Raw genomic sequence first — 21,011 nt, 5'->3', positions numbered from 1 at the left:
CCCGACCCCTCTGGGCATTTTCAGAACTTGTAATTGACCCGCGTGTACAGCGTCCGCCCAAACGGGTCGCCGTATTTCGGGTCGTAACCGCTCTGGAAGGTGTAGGTCTGGTTGCTGAACGGTGGCTCGCGGTCGAACAGGTTTTTCGCACCGAGGGTCACGCTCAGGGTCTTGCGCCAGGTGTAGGTGCCGGCCAGGTCCCAAACGTTGTACGAGCCGACGTAGTCGTGGGTCTCGCGGTCGGAGTCGTGGTAACCGCTGGTGTAGCGGTTGGTCAGCGCCACACCGTAGGGGCCGTAGTTCAAGCTGCCGGTCAGGCTGTGACGCCAGCGCGCCACGGCACCGGCCGAGGAAAAGTCGCCGCCACGGAAATCGCCGAGCTTGTCGATGTAGTCGCCCTTGAGCTGCTGCTGATACTCGTAACGGCTGACGTAAGTGCCTTGCAGGCCGATGCCGAAGTTGCCGTACGGGGTGCTCGGCAGGCGGTAATCGAAGCTGACGTCAACGCCGTTAGTCTTGATCTTGCCGAGGTTGGCCAGGCCCGTGACGATGTGATCGATGGAGCCATCAGCCTTGCGAACCAGGCGGTCCGGGTACAGCTCCGGGTTCTCGAACACCGCTGACTCCGGAAATTCGGCGATCTGGTTGGCAATGTTGATCCACCAGAAATCCAGCCCGGCGGTCAGGCGCTCGAACGGCTGGTAAACAAACCCGAGAGTGACGTTGCGCGCGGTTTCCGGGCTGAGGTCCGTGTTGCCACCGGTGCGGCTGTAGAACTGCTGGGCGCAGTCGCGGTTGGCGATGCCGCCGTTGCTCGGGTTGCCGCCGGCACACAGCCGTGGATCGTTGTAGTTGGCGACGGTGAAGGTAGTGAAGTTGGGGTTGTACAACTCGTACAGTGACGGCGCGCGGAAACCTTCGCTGTAGGCGCCCCGCACCACCAGCTCTTTGAACGGCTGGAAGCGAAACGAATATTTCGGGTTGGTGGTGCTGCCGAAGTCGCTGTACTTGTCGTGACGCACAGCCGCAGACAATTCGAGGCTGTCGAGCACCGGCACGTTGACCTCGGCGTACTGCGCCGAGACGCTGCGGTCGCCAGCGACACTGGCATTCGGATCGACGCCCAGGCTTTGCACATCGGCGGCGAATTGGGCGAAGTCCTGATGGAAATCCTCCTTGCGATATTCGCCGCCCAGCGCCAACGCCGAGGGGCCGGCACCGAACCAGTCACCGATCTCGCGGCTGACCCGCCCGTCAATCGCCTTGACCCGTCCTACCGCCGTCGAGTAATCGCCGTCCACTGCGTTGGCGGCCAGTAACGCCTGCCCGGCAGCAGTCTGCGCGCCAAACGGGTTGATGATGCCGTTGGCAATACCGGCGCTGACCGCGCGGTCGTTGACATAACCGGCCTCGATGGCATTCACCACTTTGTTCTGGTTGTACGACGCGCCGACGTTGTAATCCCAGCCGACCACGCTGCCGTCAAAACTCAACAGCAAGCGCTGGCCGGTGTTGTCGTCTTCATGCTGGCGGGCGCCGACGGCGGTTTCGCGCCAATTCACGTCCACCGGTTGCGTCGGGTCGAGGGCGAAACCGTTAGGCCCGGGGGTAATGCCATTACCGGGATAGAACGTGGTGCCGGGATTGACCTGATTGCCCATCAGCGTGCCGGGGCCGATCTGCGTGCGGTTTTCGTTGCGGGCCCAGAAGTATTCGAGGCTGACGTTGTGATCGTCCGCGAGCTTGCCGGTGGCTTTGGCGAACGCCGAGGTCTTCTCGGTTTCCGGCACCAGATCAAGATAATTCCACAGGCTCTGGCGGCAGATGCCATTGCGCGCCAACAGCCCCGGCGCGTTGCAACCGGAACCGGCCAACGGGTTGGTGGCGTTGCTGCCCTGACTCCAGTTGGCCGGCGATGCAGTGCCGGAGGTGTAATCCAGGCCACGTCCGGGCTGGTAGTTGTAGGTGTAGCCACGGTCTTCGGCGGCCAGACGTTGCTGCTTGTCATAACTGACTACGCCGAACACATTGAAACGATCATCCTGTAAATCGCCAAAGCCCCAGCTGCCGCTGAAGTTGCGACTTTCACCACCGCCGGCATGGGTCGGGGTGTCGTAGTTGGTGCTGAGCTGGCCTTCGGTAAGACTGGTCTTGGTGATGAAGTTGATCACCCCGCCAATCGCATCGGTGCCGTACAACGCCGACGCGCCGTCACGCAGTACTTCCACGCGGTCGATGGCGGCGAACGGAATGGTATTCAGGTCAACGCCGGAACCATTGATCGCATTGGTCGCGTTGTTGCTCAACCGGCGGCCATTGAGCAGCACCAGGGTCTTGTTCGGGCCGATACCACGCAAATCGGCATACGACGCCCCGCCACTGCTCGAACCCACCGAACGGCCGGAGCCAACCGAGGACTGGTTGGCGGAAATCCGGCTCACCAGTTCTTCCGTGGTGCTCACCCCCTGCTCGCGCAGTTCTTCAACTCGCAGGATGGTGACCGGCACCGCGGTTTCCGCATCGACCCGACGGATCGCCGTACCGGTGACCTCGACCCGTTGCAACTGAGTAGTGGGCTCGTCGGCAGCGACTGCCGGCAAGGTATTGATCGCCAGCAGCAAGGCCAGGATCAAACGGGATCTAACGGGTGAAAAATGGATCATGAACAGCCATCCCTGCGTTTTGGTTTATGCAGGGATGTGCAATGGACAGCGGTGTTTTATAGAGGCCGATTTAGACCGTTGGGTGATGAGGTTATGCAAAAAAATGACAAGAACACATCAAGCCAATGCCATCTCCCTCAGCAACCGTGTATCCAGTCCAAAACGTTCCTGGGAGATCATCCTGAACTGCCCCTCGGCCAGTTCGCAGCTCACCAGTGCTCGTCCCAGGGCAAGGGATTCATGGGTAAACCCCGTATATCAGTTGCCCCAGATACTGCTCCACCATCTGGAACCCCAGTGAATGCCGGATCAACTCCCCGGGTACGCGACCGCCCAGGTAGGTACTGGGTTTGCGCAGCCACTCCTCGGCCCGTGACTGACGCCCGAAGGCGCGAGTGGCCTTTTCCAGCACCAACGCATATTGGTAGGCGACGACGCTCTGCTGCGGATCAAGCCGTACCGTTTTACCTTCCTTCAGTAATCGCCGTATGGTTCTGACCGACTTGCCGGTGATACGTCTGACCATATCGCCTTGCAGATAAAGCTCAGAGGTTGAGAGCATGTTGACGACATCGTTCAGCTCAAAACCTTCGTCGGTAAGGTGCACGATCAGAAAGGCGTCGTCACCGATGTTCTGGCCATTCACGAGCACGTCGACAGGTTTGCCCTCGGCCCTCTTCACACCCGTCAGCCGGGGTACCTTGACGCTGGGCATCGCGACATCCTCCACTGGGCATCTGGCACGATCGTCACGCCATTGAAGGCGATGGGAATAAGCAGGCGTTTCGTATTCGAGGTGGGGAGTTCGCATAATCCATCCGTTAGCAGAGGCCTGAGCGTCCAAGCCGTTTACGACTTCAATGTCATGCCCGATGCTATAGATCATGCTTCCGACGACCAACCTGAGAATGTCGTCGGAAATATCCCCACTTTTGCTGAATCTCCACCTGTTTCCGTAGGACGTTATTCACGAATACCGCGTGCTCAACTGCCGAAGTGATAACTCACATCCAGCCACCACTGCCGTCCGTACGGGTCGTAGTTGCCGGTGGGGTAATACGGCCAGCCAGCCGAATCATCGTGCTTGATCTGGTTAAGCACGTTGTTCACGGTCAGGCCGACGCTGGCGCGGTCATTGAGTTTGTAGCGCGCACTGGCATTGAACACCGTCCATGGCGACAGCCGCCCGTCACCCGCGCCGTTGGTGACCGAACCGTAGCGAATACCCATCAGCGTTGCCGTGGCCTTCTGGTAATCCCAGGTCAGGCTGGCGTTGACCTTGCTGCGCCAGTCGTAATTGGTCCGCGAAGTGCGCCAGTCCTGGGTCGGCGCTTCGTCCGACTCCTTGTAGAAATGCGACAGCACCAGCGTGTAGCCCAGCGCCGAACTGAACGCACCGTACTGGCCGGCGCCCCAGCGGATGTTGCTCTTGAAGTCCAGACCGCTGACCCGCTCGCTGGCAGCGTTGATCGCGTTGACCCGCACTCGTTGCAACTGATTGGGATCGATGGCGGCATTGCCGGGGTTGCGGTCGATGCGTGCCAGAGTCGACTGGCAGTTGGCCGAGTTGATGTCCTGAGTACCATTGCGGCATTCGTTCTCTTGTTGCAACAGGCGGTTTTCATCAACGGTGGTCAGCAGGTCGTCGATCTCGACGCGCCAGAAATCGGTGGAGAAATCGAAGTTGCGCGACGGTGACCAGACAAACCCATATGTCCAGGATTTGCCACGTTCGGACTCAAGGTCCGGGGTGCCGCTCTGGGTGTAGTCGACCCGCCCGCGATCACACGCGCCCTGCACGCCCTGACTGCAACCGTAGTAGTCGATCTGCGCCGGGTAATAGCCGTTACTGTCGGACTGGTAGATGTAGTTCAGGTCCGGCGCACGGAAACTGGTGCCGTAACTGCCGCGCAGCAACAGGCTGCTGATCGGCCGCCATTCCAGGCCGAGGTTGTAGGTTTTCTGCTGCTCGCTGCGGCCGCTGAATTTGTACTGGTCCCAACGCCCGGCGGCGGTCGCCAGCACAGTGTCGGTGACCGGAATGCTGAACTCGCCGCCAGCCGCATAACGCTTGCGCGAACCGCCGGAGCTTTGTGCCGGGCTCACGCCATAGAACGTGCCGTCATTGAGACCGTCGTCCGGGTCGACGCGATATTCCTGCTTGCCCGCCTCCAGCACGCCGGCAAAGCCCACCGGGCCGGCCGGCAAGTCAAACAAGTCGCCGTTGACCGAAGCGTTGTAACTGGTGGAAACCGATTTGCTGCGCTGGGTCAGGTTGCTGCGAAACTGATCCCACTCTTGTGGCGTCAGGGGGCGGTCGAGGCGCGACGCATCCGGGGCGAACACCGGGTAGCCGTCACGCGTGCCCAGTTGCGGGCCAAGGTAGAAATCCTGAATCGAGGACAGCGGCGTGTAGCGCGTGGTTCTGACGCTGCGGTATTCCGAACGGTTGGCCGCCAGATCGTAGCGCCAGCCCGTGTCGGCGATCTTGTCCGAGAGGCCGAGGGTGCCGGTCCATGAGGTGTCGGTCCACTTGCTGTTATTGCCGGTGCGCCCGCCGATTTCTTCTTCGCCGTACCGCCGATACCAACGCTCCAGATTGCCGCTGTTTTGGTTGATGAAATCCGGCGAGGTGAAGGTCGGCCCACGGGTGTTGTTCTGGATGTGGTCGAGGCCATACATCAAGTCGGCAAACACCTGGCCGCTGTCGCTGAAATGCCAGGTGCCGCGGGTGTAGCCGTCGTAGTTTTCCTTTTGCGTCTGAATGGTCCAGTAGTCGTTGTACATCTGGTCAGTGCGACAGCGGCCGGCGTTGTTGTACAGCATGTTGTCGAAGGTGCCTTGATAGGCGCCACAGCCGGGACCGAGGTAACGGTTGTTGCTCAGGTCGCGGCGGTAACCGACGTCCGCCAACGGCCCGCTCTGCATGAAGCCACGGTCGTCGGCCCAGATCGGGTCGCGATTGGTCAGCTCCAGGCCGAACAGACCGTCGAAATCGCCCCAACTGCCGCCGCCGCTGATTTGCAGGCGCTGGTTGTCGCCACCGCCGCGCTCGCTGGTGCCGCCCTTGAGATTGACGTCGATGCCATTGATCTGCTTCTTGAGGATGATGTTGACCACCCCGGCGATCGCGTCCGAACCGTAGATTGCCGACGCGCCACTGCTGAGAATTTCAATCCGCTCGATCACCGCCGAAGGAATGTTCGCAAGGTTAGTGAAGTTGACCTTGCCGTCGTATGGTGTCGGGTAATCGGCCACGCGCCGGCCGTTGATCAACACCAGCGTGTGATTGGGTCCGAGGCCCCGCAGGTTGATCGCGCTGGCCGCCGGTTGCCAGGTATTGCCGTAGTCTTCGCCCTGGGTCATGCCGGTGTTTTGCGTCTGCGTTGCCAGCGCGTCGTAGACGTTTTTATAACCGCGGGCTTCCATCTCTTCATGGGTGATGACGTTGACCGGAGTCGCGCCATCGCTCTGCGCACGGGCGATTCGCGAGCCGGTGACGGTGACTTTTTCCATGCGGTAATCGGCACTGGTCGCCGGGGCCACGGCGCTGACTTTGGCCGCCACCGGCGTGCTCGCTTCGCCTTCGCGCACGCTCAGGCCCTGGGCACTCTGCTCGACTTGCAGGCCACTGCCGAGCAACGCCTTCTCCACCGCCTGACGCCCGCCCAAGGCACCCCGCACCGCACGGCTGCGCTTGCCTTGCACCAGGTTCTGGCTGAAGGAAATCGGCACGCCGGTCTGGCGCGAGATATCCAGCAGCACCTCATCAAGCGGGCCGCTGGCGATGTCGAAGGTGTACACCTGGGTGGCAGAATCCTGCGCATGAACCACTGTCGGTCCGAGCCCCATCGCCAGTGCGGCGGCGAAGGTCAGGCGCGGTAATTGTTGTTTGAATGAAATCATCAAGGGCTTCCCTGTTGAAGGCGTCTGCAGGGAATGAGCAGCGGGCCGGCGCTTTTTATAGGGCAGCGATTAGGCCAAGAAGTCATAAACCTATAACCGGAATAAACGCACCTTTGTGTAGGAGCTGCCGCAGGCTGCGATCTTTTGACTTTGTTTTTCAAGATCAAAAGATCGCAGCCTGCGGCAGCTCCTACAGGGGTACGCGTTGGAATCAAGAACGGGGGTCGATGCTGACCCAGTACGGGTTGTGCCAGGTGACGCGGATCGGCAGCGAACGCTCCAGCAGTTGCAGCGTGCGGTCGCTGTCGTCGAGCGGATAGAGACCGCTGAGACGCAGATCGGCCACCTCGGGACTCAAGTGCAGGACGCCCCGGCGATAACGGCGCAGGCTGTCGATCACTTCGCTCAGCGGTCGGTCGCGCACTTCCAGTCGACCTTGCACCCAGGCGCTTTCCTGGCCGTTGCTGCGTTCCAGGGACAGAATGTCCTGCGCGTTGAACGACAGGCTCTCCCCCGCCTCGACCACTTGCCGCGCCCCGCCGGCCGTGACCACTTCGACCTGCGAATGCAGCATCACCAGCCGGGTGAAATCATCGTTTTGTTGCACGAGGAATTTCGTCCCCAGCGCACGCATCCGGCCGTGCTCCGTCTCGACCACAAACGGCCGCGCACGGTCCTTGGCCACATCTACCAGCAACTCGCCAGTGTGCAACGTCAACAGGCGCTGCAGCGCATCGAACTGCGCCACCACCCGCGTCCGCGCGTTCAGGCTCAGCGCACTGCCGTCCTCGAGCGTGAAATCGCGCCGCTCGCCAGTGCCGGTCGCCAACTCCCCTGCCTCCGGCAACCAGCCGTAACGCCGCCCGAGCAAACCGGCGAGCACGGCGATACCGAGCACACTCAAGCTGCCGCTGAGAAACCGCCGGCGACTCGACGGCGCATTCAGGCTGTGCAGCAGACTGTTGCGCGGCAGCCCGCGCAAGGTGGGATGGCGCAGCAGGTTCAGGCCGCCCCCCATTTGTTCGATGATCCGCTGATGGCGTGGATCAGCCGCCCGCCACGCCTCGAACGCTGCACGTTCAGCGCTGCTGGCTTCGCCGGACTGCAACAGCGCCATCCACTGCGCCGCCTCATCGATCACCGCTTCATCGGGCCTCATGCCTGCATCGCCTGATAGCAACGCTTGAACGCCTCGACCATGTACTGCTGCACCCGGCTGGTGGAAACGCCGAGGCGTGCGCCGATTTCGCTGTAGGTCAAACCGTCCAGTTGATGGTAGAGAAACGCCGCCTTGGCCTTGGCCGACAAGCCGTTGAGCAAGCGATCGACCGCCAGCAGCGCCTCGATCACCAGCGCCCGCTCTTCCGGTGATGGATGCACCGGTTCCGGTGCCAGCGCCAGGCTTTCCAGATAGGCGCGCTCCAGGTCCTGACGGCGCCAGCCTTCGTAGACCAGACGCCGGGCGATGGTGGTCAACAGCGCACGCGGCTCGCGAATCGCGGTCGGGTCCGGCAAGGCCAGCACCCGAAGAAAGGTTTCCGAGGCGATGTCTTGTGCGCTGTGCGGGCAACCCAGCGTGCGGCCAACGGCAGCGCACAGCCAGCGATAGTCCTTTTGGAACATTTGCCCAATCATCCGGTAATGCGGGTTCTGACCCTCACCCATGCCTTGCTCCCTGAAACGGGGTCCACCCGCTGCGAAAAACCATCGTTCTGCCGGGATCGTCCGGCTCTTGATCAGGGGCGACTGTGCAATAGCGCTGCTTACATTTGAAGTAATAAAAAATCAGGATAATCAAACCATTAAGAATAAGGCGCTCCGTCGCCGCAGAAATATTGACTCACACAACGTTGACCCCGGTCAGTGGTCAGCCCGCAAGCACTGACTAATCTGCGCGCTCCATCGAAAGCCAGGGACGGCTCACCGAGAGCCCGCGGCTGCCCCTTCAAGGAAGAAAACCATGCGATCACTCAAGATCATTCTGCTGTCCTCGGCCTTCAACGGCCTGACCCAACGCGCCTGGCTGGAACTGCGGCAGGCCGGGCACTCACCCAGTGTCGTGGTGTTCACCGACGAAGCCTCAGTGTGCGAGCAGATCGAACACAGCGGCGCCGACCTGGTGATCTGTCCGTTCCTCAAGGATCGCGTACCCCAGGCACTGTGGAGCAATGCCCGGCGTCCGGTAGTGATCATTCATCCGGGCATCGTCGGCGATCGTGGCGCCAGTGCGCTGGACTGGGCAATCACCAACGAGTTGACCCTTTGGGGCGTGACGGCCCTGCAAGCGGTGGAAGAAATGGACGCCGGCCCGGTCTGGGCGACCTGCGAATTCAACCTGCCGCCGGACTTGCGCAAGTCCGAGTTGTACAACGGTCGGGTCAGCGATGCGGCGATCCGTTGCATTCGCGAAGTGGTCGAAAAATTCATTGAAGGCTTTGTGCCTGTCGCGCTGGACTACACCGATCCCAAGGTCCGTGGCCGCCTGCAGCCGAACATGAAACAGGCCGACCGCACCTTCAGCTGGCACGACTGCTCGCGCTTCATCAAACGCTGCATCGACGCCGCCGACGGCCAGCCCGGGGTGTTGGCGAGTCTGGCCGGCGGGCAGTATTACGTGTACGACGCGCACCTCGATCAGCGCACGGGCATCCCTGGCCAGATTCTTGCCGTGCATGACGACGCGGTGCTGGTCGCCACCGGTGATCACAGCCTGTGGATCGGCTCGCTGCGGCGCAAACCGCAACCTGGCGAAGAAACCTTCAAGCAACCGGCGCGGCATGTGCTGGCCGGGCAACTGGCCGGTGTGCCGAGCCTCGACTGGTCGATCGCCAGCCAGCCGTTCAACGACGAGGCATATCAGCCGCTGCGCTACCGCGAATCCGGGCATGTCGGGGAGCTGACCTTCGAGTTCTACAACGGTGCGATGAGCACTGAACAGTGCCAGCGCATGGTCGAAGCGCTGCGCTGGGCCAAGGCTCGGGATACCCGCGTGCTGTTGATCAAGGGCGGACGCGGCAGCTTTTCCAACGGTGTGCACCTGAACGTGATTCAGGCCGCACAGGATCCGGGCGCCGAGGCCTGGGCGAATATTCAGGCGATCGACGACGTCTGCGCCGAACTGCTCAGTGCGCGGCAATTGGTGGTCAGCGGCGTGACCGGCAATGCCGGAGCTGGCGGGGTGATGCTGGCGCTGGCCGCCGACATCGTATTTGCCCGGGCCGACATCGTGCTCAATCCGCATTACAAGAGCATGGGCCTGTATGGCTCGGAATACTGGACCTACAGCCTGCCGCGCGCGGTTGGTCCGGCGCTGGCCGAGCAACTGACCCAGGCCTGTCTGCCGGTCAGCGCCACGCAGGCGCTGCAACTGGGCATGGTTCAGGAAATCGGCCCGCGCTGCCCGGACGAGTTTTCGCTGTGGCTGCTGCAGCGGGCCAACGCCGTGCTGAGCGATCCGACCTATGCCGCCGTGCGTGAACGCAAGTTGCGCGTGGATCAGGTGCTGATCAAGCAATGCCGGGACAGCGAACTGCAGGAAATGCAGGAGGACATGCTCTACAACCGCAACCAGTTTGCCGAGAAATGCAGCCACTTCGTCTACAAGCGCAAAGCCTGCGGCACGCCGGCGCGGCTGGTGGCGGACTGGGCGCGGGTGCGCAAGGTTGAGTTGGCGGGCTGATGCCTGGGTGACTGGGCGGGCCTCTTCGCGAGCAGGCTCGCTCCCACAAGGGTCCTGCGTCGTTCGCAAAATCCAAGTCAATCGCAGAACTCTTGCGGGAGCGAGCCTGCTCGCGATGGACGATGACGGGATATCGAGCCGGCACTTACAATGCCCCCCACCTCAAACACCGGCCCGCCCATGGACATCGACCTCGCCCGCACCTTTCTGGAAATCGTCCGCCACGGCAGCCTTGCCGCCGCTGCGCAGAAGCTGTTTGTCACGCAAACGGCAATCACCGCACGCGTGCAGAAACTCGAAAGTCAGCTGGGCAGTACGCTGTTCGTGCGCAACCGGGCCGGGGCGAAGTTGACGGCCAATGGTGAAGCCTTCGTGGTCTACGCCAATCAACTGGTGCAGACCTGGGAAGCAGCGCGGCGCGACCTGCCGCTGCTGGACGGCTATCACAACGTGCTGCACATCGGTGGCGAAGTCAGCCTGTGCAACCCGTTGATGCTCAGTTGGGCCGCCGAGCTGCGCGAAAAAATCCCCGGTCACGCCCTGCGCATGGAAATCCGCGACGGTGAAAACCTGCTGCGCCAGCTCGAACTCGGCGTGCTCGATGCCGCGCTGGTCTATCAACCGGAATACTGGCCCGGCCTGCAGGTCGAGCAGGTGCTTGAAGAAAAACTGATTCTGGTGCGTGCGCCGAACCGCCCCGATCCCTACGTCTACATCGACTGGGGGCCGGACTTCCGCCGTCAGCACGACGCCGCCCTGCCGGACAAAGCCAAGGCCGCACTGAGTTTCAACCTCGGCCCGCTGGCCCTGCAATACATCCTCGAACACGGCGGCAGCGGCTACTTCCGCACGCGCGTGGTGCGCAGCTATCTGGAAACCGGCGCACTGGAAGCGGTGACCAAGGCCCCGGAATTCGGCTACCCGACCTATCTGGTATACGCGCGAGAACGTGACTCGACGACGCTGCAGCAGGCCTTCGATCTGCTGCGTCAGGTGATCGCGACCGATGACGACTGGTCACAGCGCTGGAACCCGTTGAGCTGAATCGGCCGCTTTACACCGAAGCATGGCGCAAGTGGCCTCAAGGTCCGGCCTGCACAAACGGCCGGATCGGCTAATCTGCCGGGTATAACAACAATACCCACAGGTGAACGCAGTGAGGCAGACCACCGAGGCATTCCGCAGCCGCTACCGTGCGGCCATTCATCCGCGCTACAACCCCTGGCTGCACGGGGTTTTCGTGTTGCTGTTCGGCGTGCTGGCGATCGGCGCGTTCTGGAGCAGCGTGCAGCAGGTACGCGCGCTGGAATGGCTGACGGTGCCGCTGACGTTACTGTTCTTCAACTTTGGCGTGTACATGGTCCATCGCCATCTCGGCCACCACAAAAAGACCTTCGCCAAGCTGTTCTATGCCCGGCATGCCGGTGACCACCACAGCTTTTTCACCCCCGGGCACATGACTTACGACGGCGCCCGCGACTGGCGGGTGATTCTGTTTCCGGCCTGGCTGATCGTCGTGCATACGCTGCTCATCACGCTGCCGTTGTGGTGGCTGTTCGCACAGGTCAACGCCAATGTCGCCGGACTGTTCGGCGGCTGCATGGTGCTGGGTTACCTGACCTACGAGGTGTTTCACGCCTGCGAGCATTTGCCGCCAAACAATCCGCTGACCCGCCTGCCGTGGATTTGCCAGATGCGTCATCTGCATGAGCTGCATCACCGTCGCGAGCGCATGCAGGAGCGCAATTTCAATATCGTTTTTCCGCTGATGGACTACCTGTTCGGCACCCTGTATTGGGAGCCGCAACCCGCCCCGTTGCGCTATTCGAGACCGCCCATGACCCGCATGCAGCACCAGATCGACATCGCCGGCGAACCGATCGCCGTGCTCCGCTACGCCGCCAGCGTCCATCACTGGCCGCAATGGCACCCGTCGTCGCTGAAGATCGACGGCCCGCAAGGCCCGCTGCATGCCGGGGCGCGCTTTGAAGAAGACATCCATGCCGGCGGCCGCGCCGGTCACTTGCGTTGGGAAGTCAGCGAATACCTGCCGGGCCGGCGTTGGTGTGCACGGGCGCGGGGCGATCATGGTTTGTCGTTGCTGCTGACCTACGAATGCGCGGCCGAAGCCGATGGCACGCGGTTCGTGCGCACCCTGGATTATCAGTTCGACGGACTGGGCATGCGCGTTGCCAATCGGTTGCTGCTCAAACGCCGCATCGAGCGTGAGTCGGCCACGTCGATGCAAGCCCTGCGCGAGATGGCGCTCAAACACCTGGCGCTGACGGGGCAACACCCATGAAGCGCGTGCTGTTGCTGCTGGTCATTCTTGTCATCGGGTTTCTGTTGCTGATGCCGACCAAGGTGCAACCGGTGGCCTGGAAGCCGCCGCCGGCACCGTCACTGAGTGAAGGAGCGTATGCCGAAAACCAGCGGCTCAAGGCGGCCAAACAGGTCGGCCCGGGCGACATCGATGGCCCGGAAGCCCTGCTGCTGGAAGGCGATTTCCTGATCACCGGCCTGCATGACGGACGCCTGCTTCGCAGCAGCCTCGACGGCAAGCAACGCCAGGTCCTCATCGACACTGGCGGCCGCCCTCTGGGCCTGGCGCGGCATCCCAACGGTTTGCTGGTGATCGCTGACGGGGTCAAGGGCTTGTTATCGCTCGACGCCCAGGGCCGGTTGACCGCACTGACCACCGAGGCCAACGGTGTGCCGTTCGGTTTCACCGACGATGTGGCCATCGACCAGTCCGGGCATTACGCCTACTTCAGCGATGCCAGCAGCCGCTGGGGCTACGGCCATGACGGCGAGGCAATCATCGAACACGGTGGCGACGGGCGCCTGTTGCGCTACGACTTTCAGAGCGGCAAGACCAGCGTGCTGCTGGACAAGCTGGAGTTCGCCAACGGCGTGACCCTGGGCCCGGATGACGCCTATGTGCTGGTCAATGAAACCGGCGCCTACCGTATCAGCCGTTATTGGCTGAGCGGCCCCAAGGCGGGCACCCAGGACCTGTTCATCGACAACCTGCCGGGCCTGCCGGACAACCTCGCGTTCAATGGCAGCAACCGCTTCTGGGTGGCGCTCTATGCACCGCGCAGTGCCTTGCTCGATGGCACCGCCGGGCATCCGTGGGTACGCAAGGTGATCGTGCGCGCATTGACCGTGCTGCCCAAACCGGTGGAGAAACGCGGGTTTGTGCTGGGGCTGGATCTGCAAGGCAAGGTGGTTGCCAATCTGCAGGATGCCAGCAGCGGCAATTACTCGCCGATCACCACGGCGCGGGAGTATGGGGACTGGTTGTATCTGGGTTCGTTGAAGGCATCGCACATGGCGCGGTTGCCGTTGGCGGATGCGTTGAAGTGAGGCCGCAGAATGGGTGCTGGACTGACTGACGTCATCACTGGCAAGCCAGTCCCTGAGGATTTGCGAGTGCCTGATAATTTTCGGCACACCCGGAATCTCGCGGGAACTGGCTTGCCAGCGATAGCGGACTATCAGTTACCGGATCTGTCGAACTTGTCAGGATCTTCGTCTTCCGGCAGATCCTGGTCCGGCTCTTCGGGCAGGGTCGTGGTGTGCGCCGGGCTGTTGGGCTCCGGATGCGTCGGCACCGGGTCAAATGCGCCCTGCTCTTCACTGGGGAATCTGGGTTTGTTCATGAGGCACCTCGCAAAGAGTCGCTGAATGAAGACTCTGAACATTCGAGGTGCCGAGGGTGGTTGTCGTTCCAATCAATCCGCCACCGTGGGTCGGCGGATCATCCGGTTATCAGGACGGCGCCTGCAAATGGCTGACGATTTCGTCCTTGACCCTCAGACGCTTCTCTTTGAGTTTTTTCAGTTCGTCGTCACTGGGTGCATCCGAGCTGGCCGTTTCGGCCTTGACCACCTCGGCGTCAGCCAGGGAGTATTTGTTGATCAGTGAATCCAGTCGTGGATCCTGGGTGCGTTTTTGCTGGATCTCTTCCTTCGTGCAGCTCAAGTCCTGAAACAGGTCATGGGAAACCGGCATGGAACACCTCCGTCAGTTGATCGGCAGCCGACGCGAGCGATGGCGTCAGCCAGTATCAGAATGGCCTTGCTTGCGCCGTTCTGTCGACCACCTGTCAGACCAGCGGTTGCCGTTCGTCGCCCTGTCGGAAACGCGATCAAACCTTTGCCCGCTTCGCTCCCTCCATTGAATATCGTCAACAAAAACCTGTGTGGAGAAACACCAATGGACGGATTCAACCTGCGTCATCTGGTTCTGGCTGTCGCTTTGAGCAGCGGCATGGGCAGTGCCTTCGCCGCCACTTCGAACGATTTCGTCGACAACGCTGCGGCCGGTGGCATCTCGGAGATCGAGACCAGTCGCCTCGCCCTGGAGAAAAGCCAGTCGGCCGACATCAAACAATTTGCCAACATGATGATCACCGACCACAGCAAGGCCAACGATGAACTGGCCAGCATTGCCAAGGCCAATGACATCAAGGTTCCGGACACCACCACCCTGGTCAAGCAGGCCAAGGAAAAGATCCTCGACATGCGCGATGAATCCTTCGACGCGGCCTATGCCAACAACCAGGTCAAGGCCCACGAAGAAACCATCGAACTGTTCAAGAAAGAAGCCAATACCGTGACCGATGACAAGGTCAAAGGCGCTCCCGAGCTGAAAGCCTTCGCGCAGAAAATGCTGCCGGCGCTGGAAAAACACCTGACCGCCGCCAAAGAGCTGCAGGCCAAGCATCCGAGCAAATAAACCGGGCGCTGCATAAAAAGAGGCCGCATTCAGTGAATGCGGCCTCTTTCCATTTCAGTGCGGCCTAACCGCCGTCGGTATCGATGTCGGCATCGGTTTCTTCACCGGGCTTCGGACGATCGGGCTCAGGTTCGAAACCCGGGCTGAACTCGTTGTCGTTGTCGGTGTGTTTGTTCTTCTGATCCACCGCCGGATCGGCACTCTGTGCCTGTTCGGTGTTGCCCGAGGGTGGCATGGTCGGGCTCTGCCCCGGCACCTGCGGGTCGATCGCCGGGTCATTGCGATTGATCGATTCTGTGCTCTGGTTCTGTTGCTGTTTCGTTTGCTCGTTCATACTCACCTCGTTTTTCAAAACCGGCGAGACCAATACCGTCCGGCCTTGAAGATTCGAAGCCCGTGCGGCGCCAACGTTCAAAACATCACGGCTTTCAAACACGCCTACTACAGTTACCGGGGCGTTCCTTGTGCCCGATCAAAATATCCTTTCGGGCACGAACAACTATTTCGAACGGCAAATGTCACTGATTCCGCGTCGGTCATTTTTTGCAGAACCGGCCCCAATTCGCTACGGAGCAACAGACACATGGCAGCATTGCAGAACAGCACACTTGATGCGATGAAAAACAAACAGGCGCAACTGTTGGGCGAATGGATCAACGGACTGCAAACCAGCGGTGCCAGCCGCAACCTCAAGGATCACGACCTGCAGCAACAGACCAGCGAGTTCCTGCAATTGATCGTCAGCGGTCTGGAAAACGACAACGGCAATAACGTCAATGCACCAGGCTGGGAGGAGACTCGCCAGTTCCTTGAAAAGCTGTCCCACAGCCGCGCACAGCTGGGTCAGGATTCACAACAGACCGCCAGTTTCATTTTCTCGCTCAAGGGCCCGTTGTTTTCACTGCTGCAAAATCACTATCGCGAGCAGCCAGCGCTGTTGGCCGAACAGCTGTGGGAAGTCTCCGAGCTGCTCGACGCCTTCGGCCTCCACACCATCCGCACGTTCCAGAAATCCCGGGAAGCGGTGATCAAGCGCCAGCAGGAAGAACTGCTGGAGCTGTCCACGCCGGTGGTCAAGTTGTGGGACGGTGTGCTTGCCCTGCCGATGATCGGCACCCTCGACTCGCAACGCACGCAGGTGGTGATGGAGTCGCTGCTGCAACGTATCGTCGACACCGGTTCGGAAATCGCCATCATCGACATCACCGGCGTGCCGACGGTCGACACCCTGGTCGCCCAGCACTTGCTGAAAACCGTGACCGCAATCCGCCTGATGGGCGCCGACTGCATCATCAGCGGTGTGCGTCCGCAAATCGCCCAGACCATCGTGCACCTGGGTCTCGACCTGCAAGGCGTGGTGACCAAGGCCAACCTGGCCGACGCCCTGAAACTCGCCCTCACCCGCCTGGGCATCAGCCTCGGCAAAGCGGTCTGAGCCAATGGAGCGCATTCCGATTCTTCAAATGGGCAAGTTCCTGCTGGTGACCATTCAGGTCGACATGCATGACCAGCTCGCCCTGACGTTGCAGGACGACTTGTCCGAACGCATCAGCACGACCTCGGCGCGTGGCGTGCTGATCGACATCTCGGCGCTGGACATGGTCGATTCGTTCATTGGCCGGATGATCAGCACGATTTCCGCCCTTTCGAAAATCATGGACGCCGAAACCATGCTGGTCGGCATGCAGCCGGCGGTGGCAATCACCCTGGTCGAACTCGGCCTGACCCTGCCGGGTGTCAGCACCGCACTGAACGTCGAGCGCGGGATGAAACTGCTGCAGGAACGAGTGAACCGGCAATGACCGTACGCAGCAGCGGTACTCAACCGATCAATATCGAGCAGGATGTCGTGCTCGCACGCCAGACCGCCCGCAAGCTGGCCACCGAGTGCGGGATGCGCCTTATCGACCTGACCAAAATGGTCACGGCGGTCAGTGAACTGGCCCGCAACACCATGGTTTACGGTGGCGGCGGCGACATGGACTGGCAGATTCTCGATGAAGATCACAAGGTCGGTCTGCGCTTGACGTTCCGCGACGAAGGCCCGGGCATCGCCGACATCAAACTGGCGATGACCGACGGCTGGACCTCCGGCAGCGGCATGGGCCTGGGCCTGACCGGGGCAAAACGCCTGGTCGAAGAATTCGAACTGGACACAGAGCCCGGCAAGGGTACACGTATAACGATCACCCGATGGACATGAATATCACAGGGTCAATGACCCAGGTGCTGCTGATCGAAGACAGCAGCCAGATCGGCTTTGCCCGGCGCACGGCACAGCGGCTCGCCGAACAGAATGGCTTTGGTGAGAGTGATGCCGGCCGCGTGGCCCTGGTGGCCACGGAGCTTGCCAGCAATGTGCTCAAACATGCCCTTCGCGGTGAAATTCATTTGCGCGTGCTGCCACGCCAGGGCGACAACGGTATCGAGATGATCGCGATCGACCGGGCCCAAGGCTTCGATCTGGACGCTTGTCTGACCGACGGTTTTTCCACTGGCGGCACCCAGGGCATCGGTTTGGGTGCGGTAGCCCGACAGGCCGATGTGTTCGACGCATTTGCTGATCAGCGTGGAGCCGTCCTCCTCGCTCGTCTGTATCCGCGCAGCGACCGTCAGCCGGATCTGGCGTATGGCGTCAGTCAGCACTCGCTGCATAACGACCCGGCTTGCGGCGATGTCTGGCATCTGGCGTATCACCATGGTGATATCAGCGCCATGATCATTGACGGCCTCGGTCACGGTGAAGACGCCGAGCGTGCGGCTCGAGCCGGAGAGGACGCGTTTGCCCGGGCACCGTTCAGCGCACCGACGCTGTTGATGGAAGATTTGCACCGCGACATGATCGGCACACGCGGCGGTGCGGTGGCGTTTGCCCAGTTCCGCGCTGATCGGGCCAGCCTGACGTTCGCCGGTGTCGGTAACATTGGCGCGAGCCTGATTGCCGGTGGCAAATCCCGCGGTCTGGCCTCGCACCCGGGTATCGTCGGTGGCCAGTACCGGAAAGCCCAGCCCTTTGACTATGCTCACGTGAACGGACATCTATTGATCATGTACAGCGACGGCTTGCAGTCCCGTTGGAACCTTCAAGACTACCCGGGGCTGGCGCACCGCCATCCTGCCGTCATCGCCAGCGTCCTGCACCGCGATTTCTGTCGCGGGCGCGACGATGTCACGGTACTGGTTGTCGCCCTGGAGGCCGCCCATGGCTGAATTGCCTGACCTGAGCAGTGCCGAACAGGCCGCGCTTATCGCTCGATTGCAAAGCGAAACCGCCGCCTTGCGCGAAGAACTCGATGAGACCAATCAGGGCGTGCTGGCCCTGTATGCCGAACTCGACACCCAGGCCGAAGAGCTGCGTCAGGCGTCGGACCTCAAGAGCCGCTTTCTGTCGTACATGAGCCATGAATTCCGCACCCCACTGGGCTCGATCCTTAGCATCAACAGCCTGCTCGCCGACGAAATCGACGGCCCGCTGAGCCCCGAGCAGCACAAGCAAGTGGCATTCGTCAGCAGCGCCGCCCGCGAACTCAGCGACATGGTGGATGACCTGCTTGATCTGGCAAAAATCGAGGCCGGACGGATCAGCATCTCACCCGCCTGGTTCGACATGTTCGATCTGTTCTCTGCCCTGCGCGGGATGTTTCGGCCGATTGTCGACGCCAGCGCTGTCGATCTGATTTTCGAAGAGCCGGTCGGCCTGCCGCGTTTGTATACCGATGACAAGAAGCTCGCGCAGATCCTGCGCAATTTCATTTCCAACTCGCTGAAATTCACCACCCGTGGCGAAGTGCGGGTCTCTGCGCGACTCGAAGGCGCCGACAAGGTGCGCTTTGCCGTCAGCGACACCGGAATAGGTATCGCGCCGGAATTGCATGGCGCATTGTTCGAGGACTTTTCCCAGGTCGACTCGCCGCTGCAGAAACGCTTGCGCGGCACCGGCCTGGGGCTGTCCTTGTGCAAACGCTTTGCCGCCCTGCTGGGTGGCGAGGTCGGCATGGACAGCGCGCCAGGGGTCGGTTCGAACTTTTTCGTGATCATTCCGTTGGCGATCGCTCTGGAGAACGTCGATGAAACGTGACATTCGCCTGTTGATCGTCGATGACAACGTCGCCACTCGCTATGCCTTGCGCAAGCGTCTGGAACGTCACGATTATGGAGTGCTGGAGGCCGGCACTGGCACCGAGGGCCTGGCCCTGATCGAGAGCGAGCTGCCCGATGCGCTGATTCTCGACGTCAACCTGCCGGACATGAGCGGCTTCGACATCGTGCGCGCCCTGCGCGCCGATGCGCGCACCGCATTGCTGCCGGTGATTCACGTGTCTGCCGCCTCGATCCAGACCGGCGATATCATCACCGGCCTCGACGCCGGCGCCGATGCCTACCTGATTCACCCGGTGGACCCGGACGTATTGCTGGCGACCCTGCGCACCTTGCTGCGGGTGCGTGACACGGAAAACGCCCTGCGTGAGAGCGAAGCGCGATTCCGCGAGATTTTCGTCAATGTGTCCGCACCGATTGCAGTGCTCGACGCCAACCTCAAAGTGCACGAATGCAACCACGCCTTTACCCAACTGATTCTCGACAACCAAGATCCGCAAAGCCTGAAGGAGTGCTTCGCCGACGAGCAGAGCGCCATCCTCAATGAACTGCGCTTGCGCCTGGTCGATGGCGAGCGCTGGAAAGGCACGCTGAACATGCGGGTGCAGGGCGAGATTCGTGAAACCCTGTGGCAGATTTCACCTTACCGCACGCCGCACTTGAGCCTGGTATTCGTCGAAGACGTGACTGAGCATCGCCACCGTGAGCGCTCGCATCTGGCGCGGCTGGACGACACCACCTCGCAATTGGCCCGCGCCGAATTGCAATTGCTGCAAGTGCAAAAAATGGACGCACTGGGCAAGCTCACCGGCGGTATCGCCCACGACTTCAACAATCTGCTGACCGGCATCATCACCAGCCTTGAGCTGATCCAGAAACGCATCGCCGACAACCGCCCGGACAAAGTCAGGCTGTATGCCGAATCGGCGCTGAATTCGGCGACGAGTGCAGCGGCCCTCACCCAACGCTTGCTGGCGTTCGCGCGCCAGCAGCCGCTCGACACACGTCCAGTGGACATCAACAAGCACGTACGCTCGCTGGAAGAGCTGCTGATGCGCACCATCGGTGAACGGATCGCCCTCAAGCTTGAACTGACCAGCAAACCGGCCATCGCCCTGGTCGACCCGAGTCAACTTGAAAGCGCAATGCTCAACCTGGTGATCAACGCCCGCGATGCCTTGCCTAAGGGCGGCAACATTTGGGTCAACACCTATGCGGCGTATTCCCATGGCGATCCGAATCTGGCGGATGGCGCCTATGTAGCCTTGTCCGTGCGCGATGACGGCACCGGCATCGAACACAACGTGATCGACAAAGTGTTCGACCCGTTTTTCACCACCAAGCCACTAGGCCAGGGCACCGGGCTCGGCTTGTCGACCATTTACGGCTTCGCCCGGCAGTCTGGAGGCGATGCGCACATCCGCAGCGTGGCACGATGCGGTACCGAAGTGACGATCATGCTGCCGGCCACCAGCGATCCGACGGCGGTCGATCCGGCGCCGGTCCTGGTCGATCCGCAGGGTTGCGGTGAGCATGTGCTGATCGTCGAGGACATGCCTGCGGTGCGGCTGTTCGTCACCGAAGTACTGGAGGATGCGGGGTATCGCTGCACCCAGTCGGCGGATATCGAAACGGCGCTGAAGCATTTGCAGAACGATCCCTCGATCGAGCTGCTGCTGACTGATGTCGGTCTGCCGCGCATGAGCGGCCGCGAACTGGCCGATGTAGCCCGTGGCTGGCGCGAAGAGCTGCCGATTCTGTTCATGACAGGCTATGCGCAGAACGCGATCAACCGTCAGGTGTTCCTGGGCGACGGCATGGAAATGCTGATCAAGCCGTTCCAGATCAGCGAACTGCTGGACAAGATCCGCCGCACCCTGGATGGTGCTTGACAGCCGCCCATCGCCAGCCTGCTGGCGATG

General features: G+C 61.4%; 19 protein-coding genes and 1 pseudogene. 11 read left to right on the top strand and 9 right to left on the bottom strand.

Annotated elements, in window-relative coordinates; translation table 11 throughout:
• Positions 1-20: 20 nt before the first annotated feature.
• The 6 genes and pseudogenes from HBN98_RS22880 to HBN98_RS22860 all read right to left on the bottom strand — a co-directional run bounded on the left by HBN98_RS22880 (position 21) and on the right by HBN98_RS22860 (position 8,234).
• Complete coding sequence (locus tag HBN98_RS22880) at positions 21-2,663, bottom strand: TonB-dependent receptor (RefSeq protein ID WP_083368936.1); 2,643 nt, start codon at positions 2,661-2,663, stop codon at positions 21-23.
• A 117-nt stretch (positions 2,664-2,780) separates the two neighbouring features.
• Positions 2,781-2,879: pseudogene (locus HBN98_RS27970) on the bottom strand (RES domain-containing protein); the annotation flags it as partial.
• A gap of 22 nt (positions 2,880-2,901) precedes the next feature.
• Positions 2,902-3,378: an antitoxin Xre/MbcA/ParS toxin-binding domain-containing protein gene (locus HBN98_RS22875; RefSeq protein WP_083368935.1), complete on the bottom strand. Its 477-nt coding sequence runs from the start codon at positions 3,376-3,378 to the stop codon at positions 2,902-2,904.
• A gap of 269 nt (positions 3,379-3,647) precedes the next feature.
• Positions 3,648-6,569, bottom strand: coding sequence for a TonB-dependent receptor (locus HBN98_RS22870; protein WP_083368934.1), 2,922 nt, complete (start codon positions 6,567-6,569; stop codon positions 3,648-3,650).
• A gap of 211 nt (positions 6,570-6,780) precedes the next feature.
• Entirely contained in the window at positions 6,781-7,728 is a 948-nt protein-coding gene (locus tag HBN98_RS22865) for a FecR domain-containing protein (RefSeq protein WP_083368933.1), read from the bottom strand.
• The gene (locus HBN98_RS22860) at positions 7,725-8,234 is read right to left on the bottom strand and encodes a sigma-70 family RNA polymerase sigma factor (protein ID WP_083368932.1); all 510 of its coding nucleotides are present in this window, start codon (positions 8,232-8,234) and stop codon (positions 7,725-7,727) included. Before HBN98_RS22860 ends, HBN98_RS22865 begins: the two co-directional genes overlap by 4 nt.
• Before the next feature lie 295 nt (positions 8,235-8,529).
• On the opposite strand from HBN98_RS22860, the gene HBN98_RS22855 reads away from it, so the two are divergent.
• From HBN98_RS22855 to HBN98_RS22840, 4 genes are all read left to right on the top strand, one after another.
• On the top strand, positions 8,530-10,248 hold the full coding sequence (locus HBN98_RS22855) for a hydrogenase maturation protein (RefSeq protein ID WP_083368931.1): 1,719 nt from the start codon (positions 8,530-8,532) through the stop codon (positions 10,246-10,248).
• A gap of 180 nt (positions 10,249-10,428) precedes the next feature.
• Positions 10,429-11,292, top strand: a complete 864-nt coding sequence (locus tag HBN98_RS22850; RefSeq protein WP_064587750.1) for a LysR family transcriptional regulator — start codon at positions 10,429-10,431, stop codon at positions 11,290-11,292.
• 112 nt (positions 11,293-11,404) lie between these two features.
• The gene (locus HBN98_RS22845; protein WP_083368930.1) at positions 11,405-12,550 is read left to right on the top strand and encodes a sterol desaturase/SRPBCC family protein; all 1,146 of its coding nucleotides are present in this window, start codon (positions 11,405-11,407) and stop codon (positions 12,548-12,550) included.
• On the top strand, positions 12,547-13,617 hold the full coding sequence (locus HBN98_RS22840) for an SMP-30/gluconolactonase/LRE family protein (protein WP_083368929.1): 1,071 nt from the start codon (positions 12,547-12,549) through the stop codon (positions 13,615-13,617). Before HBN98_RS22845 ends, HBN98_RS22840 begins: the two co-directional genes overlap by 4 nt.
• A 131-nt stretch (positions 13,618-13,748) precedes the next feature.
• Here HBN98_RS22840 and HBN98_RS22835 read toward each other — a convergent pair whose 3' ends face one another.
• Together HBN98_RS22835 and HBN98_RS22830 are read right to left on the bottom strand one after the other, a co-directional pair.
• Positions 13,749-13,913 (bottom strand): hypothetical protein, encoded by a 165-nt coding sequence (locus tag HBN98_RS22835; protein WP_169841519.1) that lies wholly within the window; start codon positions 13,911-13,913, stop codon positions 13,749-13,751.
• A gap of 109 nt (positions 13,914-14,022) precedes the next feature.
• Entirely contained in the window at positions 14,023-14,265 is a 243-nt protein-coding gene (locus HBN98_RS22830; protein WP_083368928.1) for a DUF465 domain-containing protein, read from the bottom strand.
• A 204-nt stretch (positions 14,266-14,469) separates the two neighbouring features.
• On the opposite strand from HBN98_RS22830, the gene HBN98_RS22825 reads away from it, so the two are divergent.
• Entirely contained in the window at positions 14,470-14,991 is a 522-nt protein-coding gene (locus HBN98_RS22825) for a DUF4142 domain-containing protein (RefSeq protein ID WP_083368927.1), read from the top strand.
• A 64-nt stretch (positions 14,992-15,055) separates the two neighbouring features.
• On the opposite strand, the gene HBN98_RS22820 is transcribed toward HBN98_RS22825, so the two are convergent.
• A complete protein-coding gene (locus tag HBN98_RS22820) occupies positions 15,056-15,325 on the bottom strand; it encodes a hypothetical protein (RefSeq protein ID WP_083368926.1) in 270 nt (89 codons plus the stop codon).
• Positions 15,326-15,574: 249 nt separating this feature from the next.
• Here HBN98_RS22820 and HBN98_RS22815 point away from each other — a divergent pair, with 249 nt between their 5' ends.
• From HBN98_RS22815 to HBN98_RS22790, 6 genes are read left to right on the top strand one after another with little or no spacing between them, the layout of a single operon-like run.
• Positions 15,575-16,426: an STAS domain-containing protein gene (locus HBN98_RS22815; RefSeq protein ID WP_064587762.1), complete on the top strand. Its 852-nt coding sequence runs from the start codon at positions 15,575-15,577 to the stop codon at positions 16,424-16,426.
• Positions 16,427-16,430: 4 nt separating this feature from the next.
• The gene (locus tag HBN98_RS22810; protein ID WP_083368925.1) at positions 16,431-16,793 is read left to right on the top strand and encodes an STAS domain-containing protein; all 363 of its coding nucleotides are present in this window, start codon (positions 16,431-16,433) and stop codon (positions 16,791-16,793) included.
• A complete protein-coding gene (locus HBN98_RS22805; RefSeq protein WP_064587766.1) occupies positions 16,790-17,194 on the top strand; it encodes an anti-sigma regulatory factor in 405 nt (134 codons plus the stop codon). The genes HBN98_RS22810 and HBN98_RS22805 overlap by 4 nt, the downstream gene beginning before the upstream one ends.
• Positions 17,191-18,201 carry an ATP-binding protein gene (locus HBN98_RS22800; protein WP_083369434.1) on the top strand — a complete coding sequence of 337 codons (1,011 nt, stop codon included), beginning with the start codon at positions 17,191-17,193 and terminating at the stop codon, positions 18,199-18,201. The genes HBN98_RS22805 and HBN98_RS22800 overlap by 4 nt, the downstream gene beginning before the upstream one ends.
• Positions 18,194-19,069 (top strand): sensor histidine kinase, encoded by an 876-nt coding sequence (locus tag HBN98_RS22795; protein ID WP_064587768.1) that lies wholly within the window; start codon positions 18,194-18,196, stop codon positions 19,067-19,069. Before HBN98_RS22800 ends, HBN98_RS22795 begins: the two co-directional genes overlap by 8 nt.
• Positions 19,059-20,981, top strand: coding sequence for a response regulator (locus HBN98_RS22790; RefSeq protein ID WP_083368924.1), 1,923 nt, complete (start codon positions 19,059-19,061; stop codon positions 20,979-20,981). Before HBN98_RS22795 ends, HBN98_RS22790 begins: the two co-directional genes overlap by 11 nt.
• The last annotated feature ends 30 nt before the right edge of the window (positions 20,982-21,011 follow it).

Origin of the sequence: Pseudomonas koreensis, assembly GCF_012986595.1 — a bacterium.
In the GTDB taxonomy this organism is placed as follows: domain Bacteria; phylum Pseudomonadota; class Gammaproteobacteria; order Pseudomonadales; family Pseudomonadaceae; genus Aquipseudomonas; species Aquipseudomonas koreensis.
Note: the sequence above shows the minus strand (reverse complement) of the source record. Positions and strands in the feature narration are given on the sequence as shown.

What these genes read in the sequence shown, in the direction of transcription:
- HBN98_RS22880 (WP_083368936.1), bottom strand. Translation starts at nt 2,663, where the DNA reads ATGATCCATTTTTCACCCGTTAGATCCCGTTTGATCCTGGCCTTGCTG.
- HBN98_RS22875 (WP_083368935.1), bottom strand. Translation starts at nt 3,378, where the DNA reads ATGCCCAGCGTCAAGGTACCCCGGCTGACGGGTGTGAAGAGGGCCGAG.
- HBN98_RS22870 (WP_083368934.1), bottom strand. Translation starts at nt 6,569, where the DNA reads ATGATTTCATTCAAACAACAATTACCGCGCCTGACCTTCGCCGCCGCA.
- HBN98_RS22865 (WP_083368933.1), bottom strand. Translation starts at nt 7,728, where the DNA reads ATGAGGCCCGATGAAGCGGTGATCGATGAGGCGGCGCAGTGGATGGCG.
- HBN98_RS22860 (WP_083368932.1), bottom strand. Translation starts at nt 8,234, where the DNA reads ATGGGTGAGGGTCAGAACCCGCATTACCGGATGATTGGGCAAATGTTC.
- HBN98_RS22855 (WP_083368931.1), top strand. Translation starts at nt 8,530, where the DNA reads ATGCGATCACTCAAGATCATTCTGCTGTCCTCGGCCTTCAACGGCCTG.
- HBN98_RS22850 (WP_064587750.1), top strand. Translation starts at nt 10,429, where the DNA reads ATGGACATCGACCTCGCCCGCACCTTTCTGGAAATCGTCCGCCACGGC.
- HBN98_RS22840 (WP_083368929.1), top strand. Translation starts at nt 12,547, where the DNA reads ATGAAGCGCGTGCTGTTGCTGCTGGTCATTCTTGTCATCGGGTTTCTG.
- HBN98_RS22835 (WP_169841519.1), bottom strand. Translation starts at nt 13,913, where the DNA reads ATGAACAAACCCAGATTCCCCAGTGAAGAGCAGGGCGCATTTGACCCG.
- HBN98_RS22830 (WP_083368928.1), bottom strand. Translation starts at nt 14,265, where the DNA reads ATGCCGGTTTCCCATGACCTGTTTCAGGACTTGAGCTGCACGAAGGAA.
- HBN98_RS22825 (WP_083368927.1), top strand. Translation starts at nt 14,470, where the DNA reads ATGGACGGATTCAACCTGCGTCATCTGGTTCTGGCTGTCGCTTTGAGC.
- HBN98_RS22820 (WP_083368926.1), bottom strand. Translation starts at nt 15,325, where the DNA reads ATGAACGAGCAAACGAAACAGCAACAGAACCAGAGCACAGAATCGATC.
- HBN98_RS22815 (WP_064587762.1), top strand. Translation starts at nt 15,575, where the DNA reads ATGGCAGCATTGCAGAACAGCACACTTGATGCGATGAAAAACAAACAG.
- HBN98_RS22810 (WP_083368925.1), top strand. Translation starts at nt 16,431, where the DNA reads ATGGAGCGCATTCCGATTCTTCAAATGGGCAAGTTCCTGCTGGTGACC.
- HBN98_RS22805 (WP_064587766.1), top strand. Translation starts at nt 16,790, where the DNA reads ATGACCGTACGCAGCAGCGGTACTCAACCGATCAATATCGAGCAGGAT.
- HBN98_RS22800 (WP_083369434.1), top strand. Translation starts at nt 17,191, where the DNA reads ATGAATATCACAGGGTCAATGACCCAGGTGCTGCTGATCGAAGACAGC.
- HBN98_RS22795 (WP_064587768.1), top strand. Translation starts at nt 18,194, where the DNA reads ATGGCTGAATTGCCTGACCTGAGCAGTGCCGAACAGGCCGCGCTTATC.
- HBN98_RS22790 (WP_083368924.1), top strand. Translation starts at nt 19,059, where the DNA reads ATGAAACGTGACATTCGCCTGTTGATCGTCGATGACAACGTCGCCACT.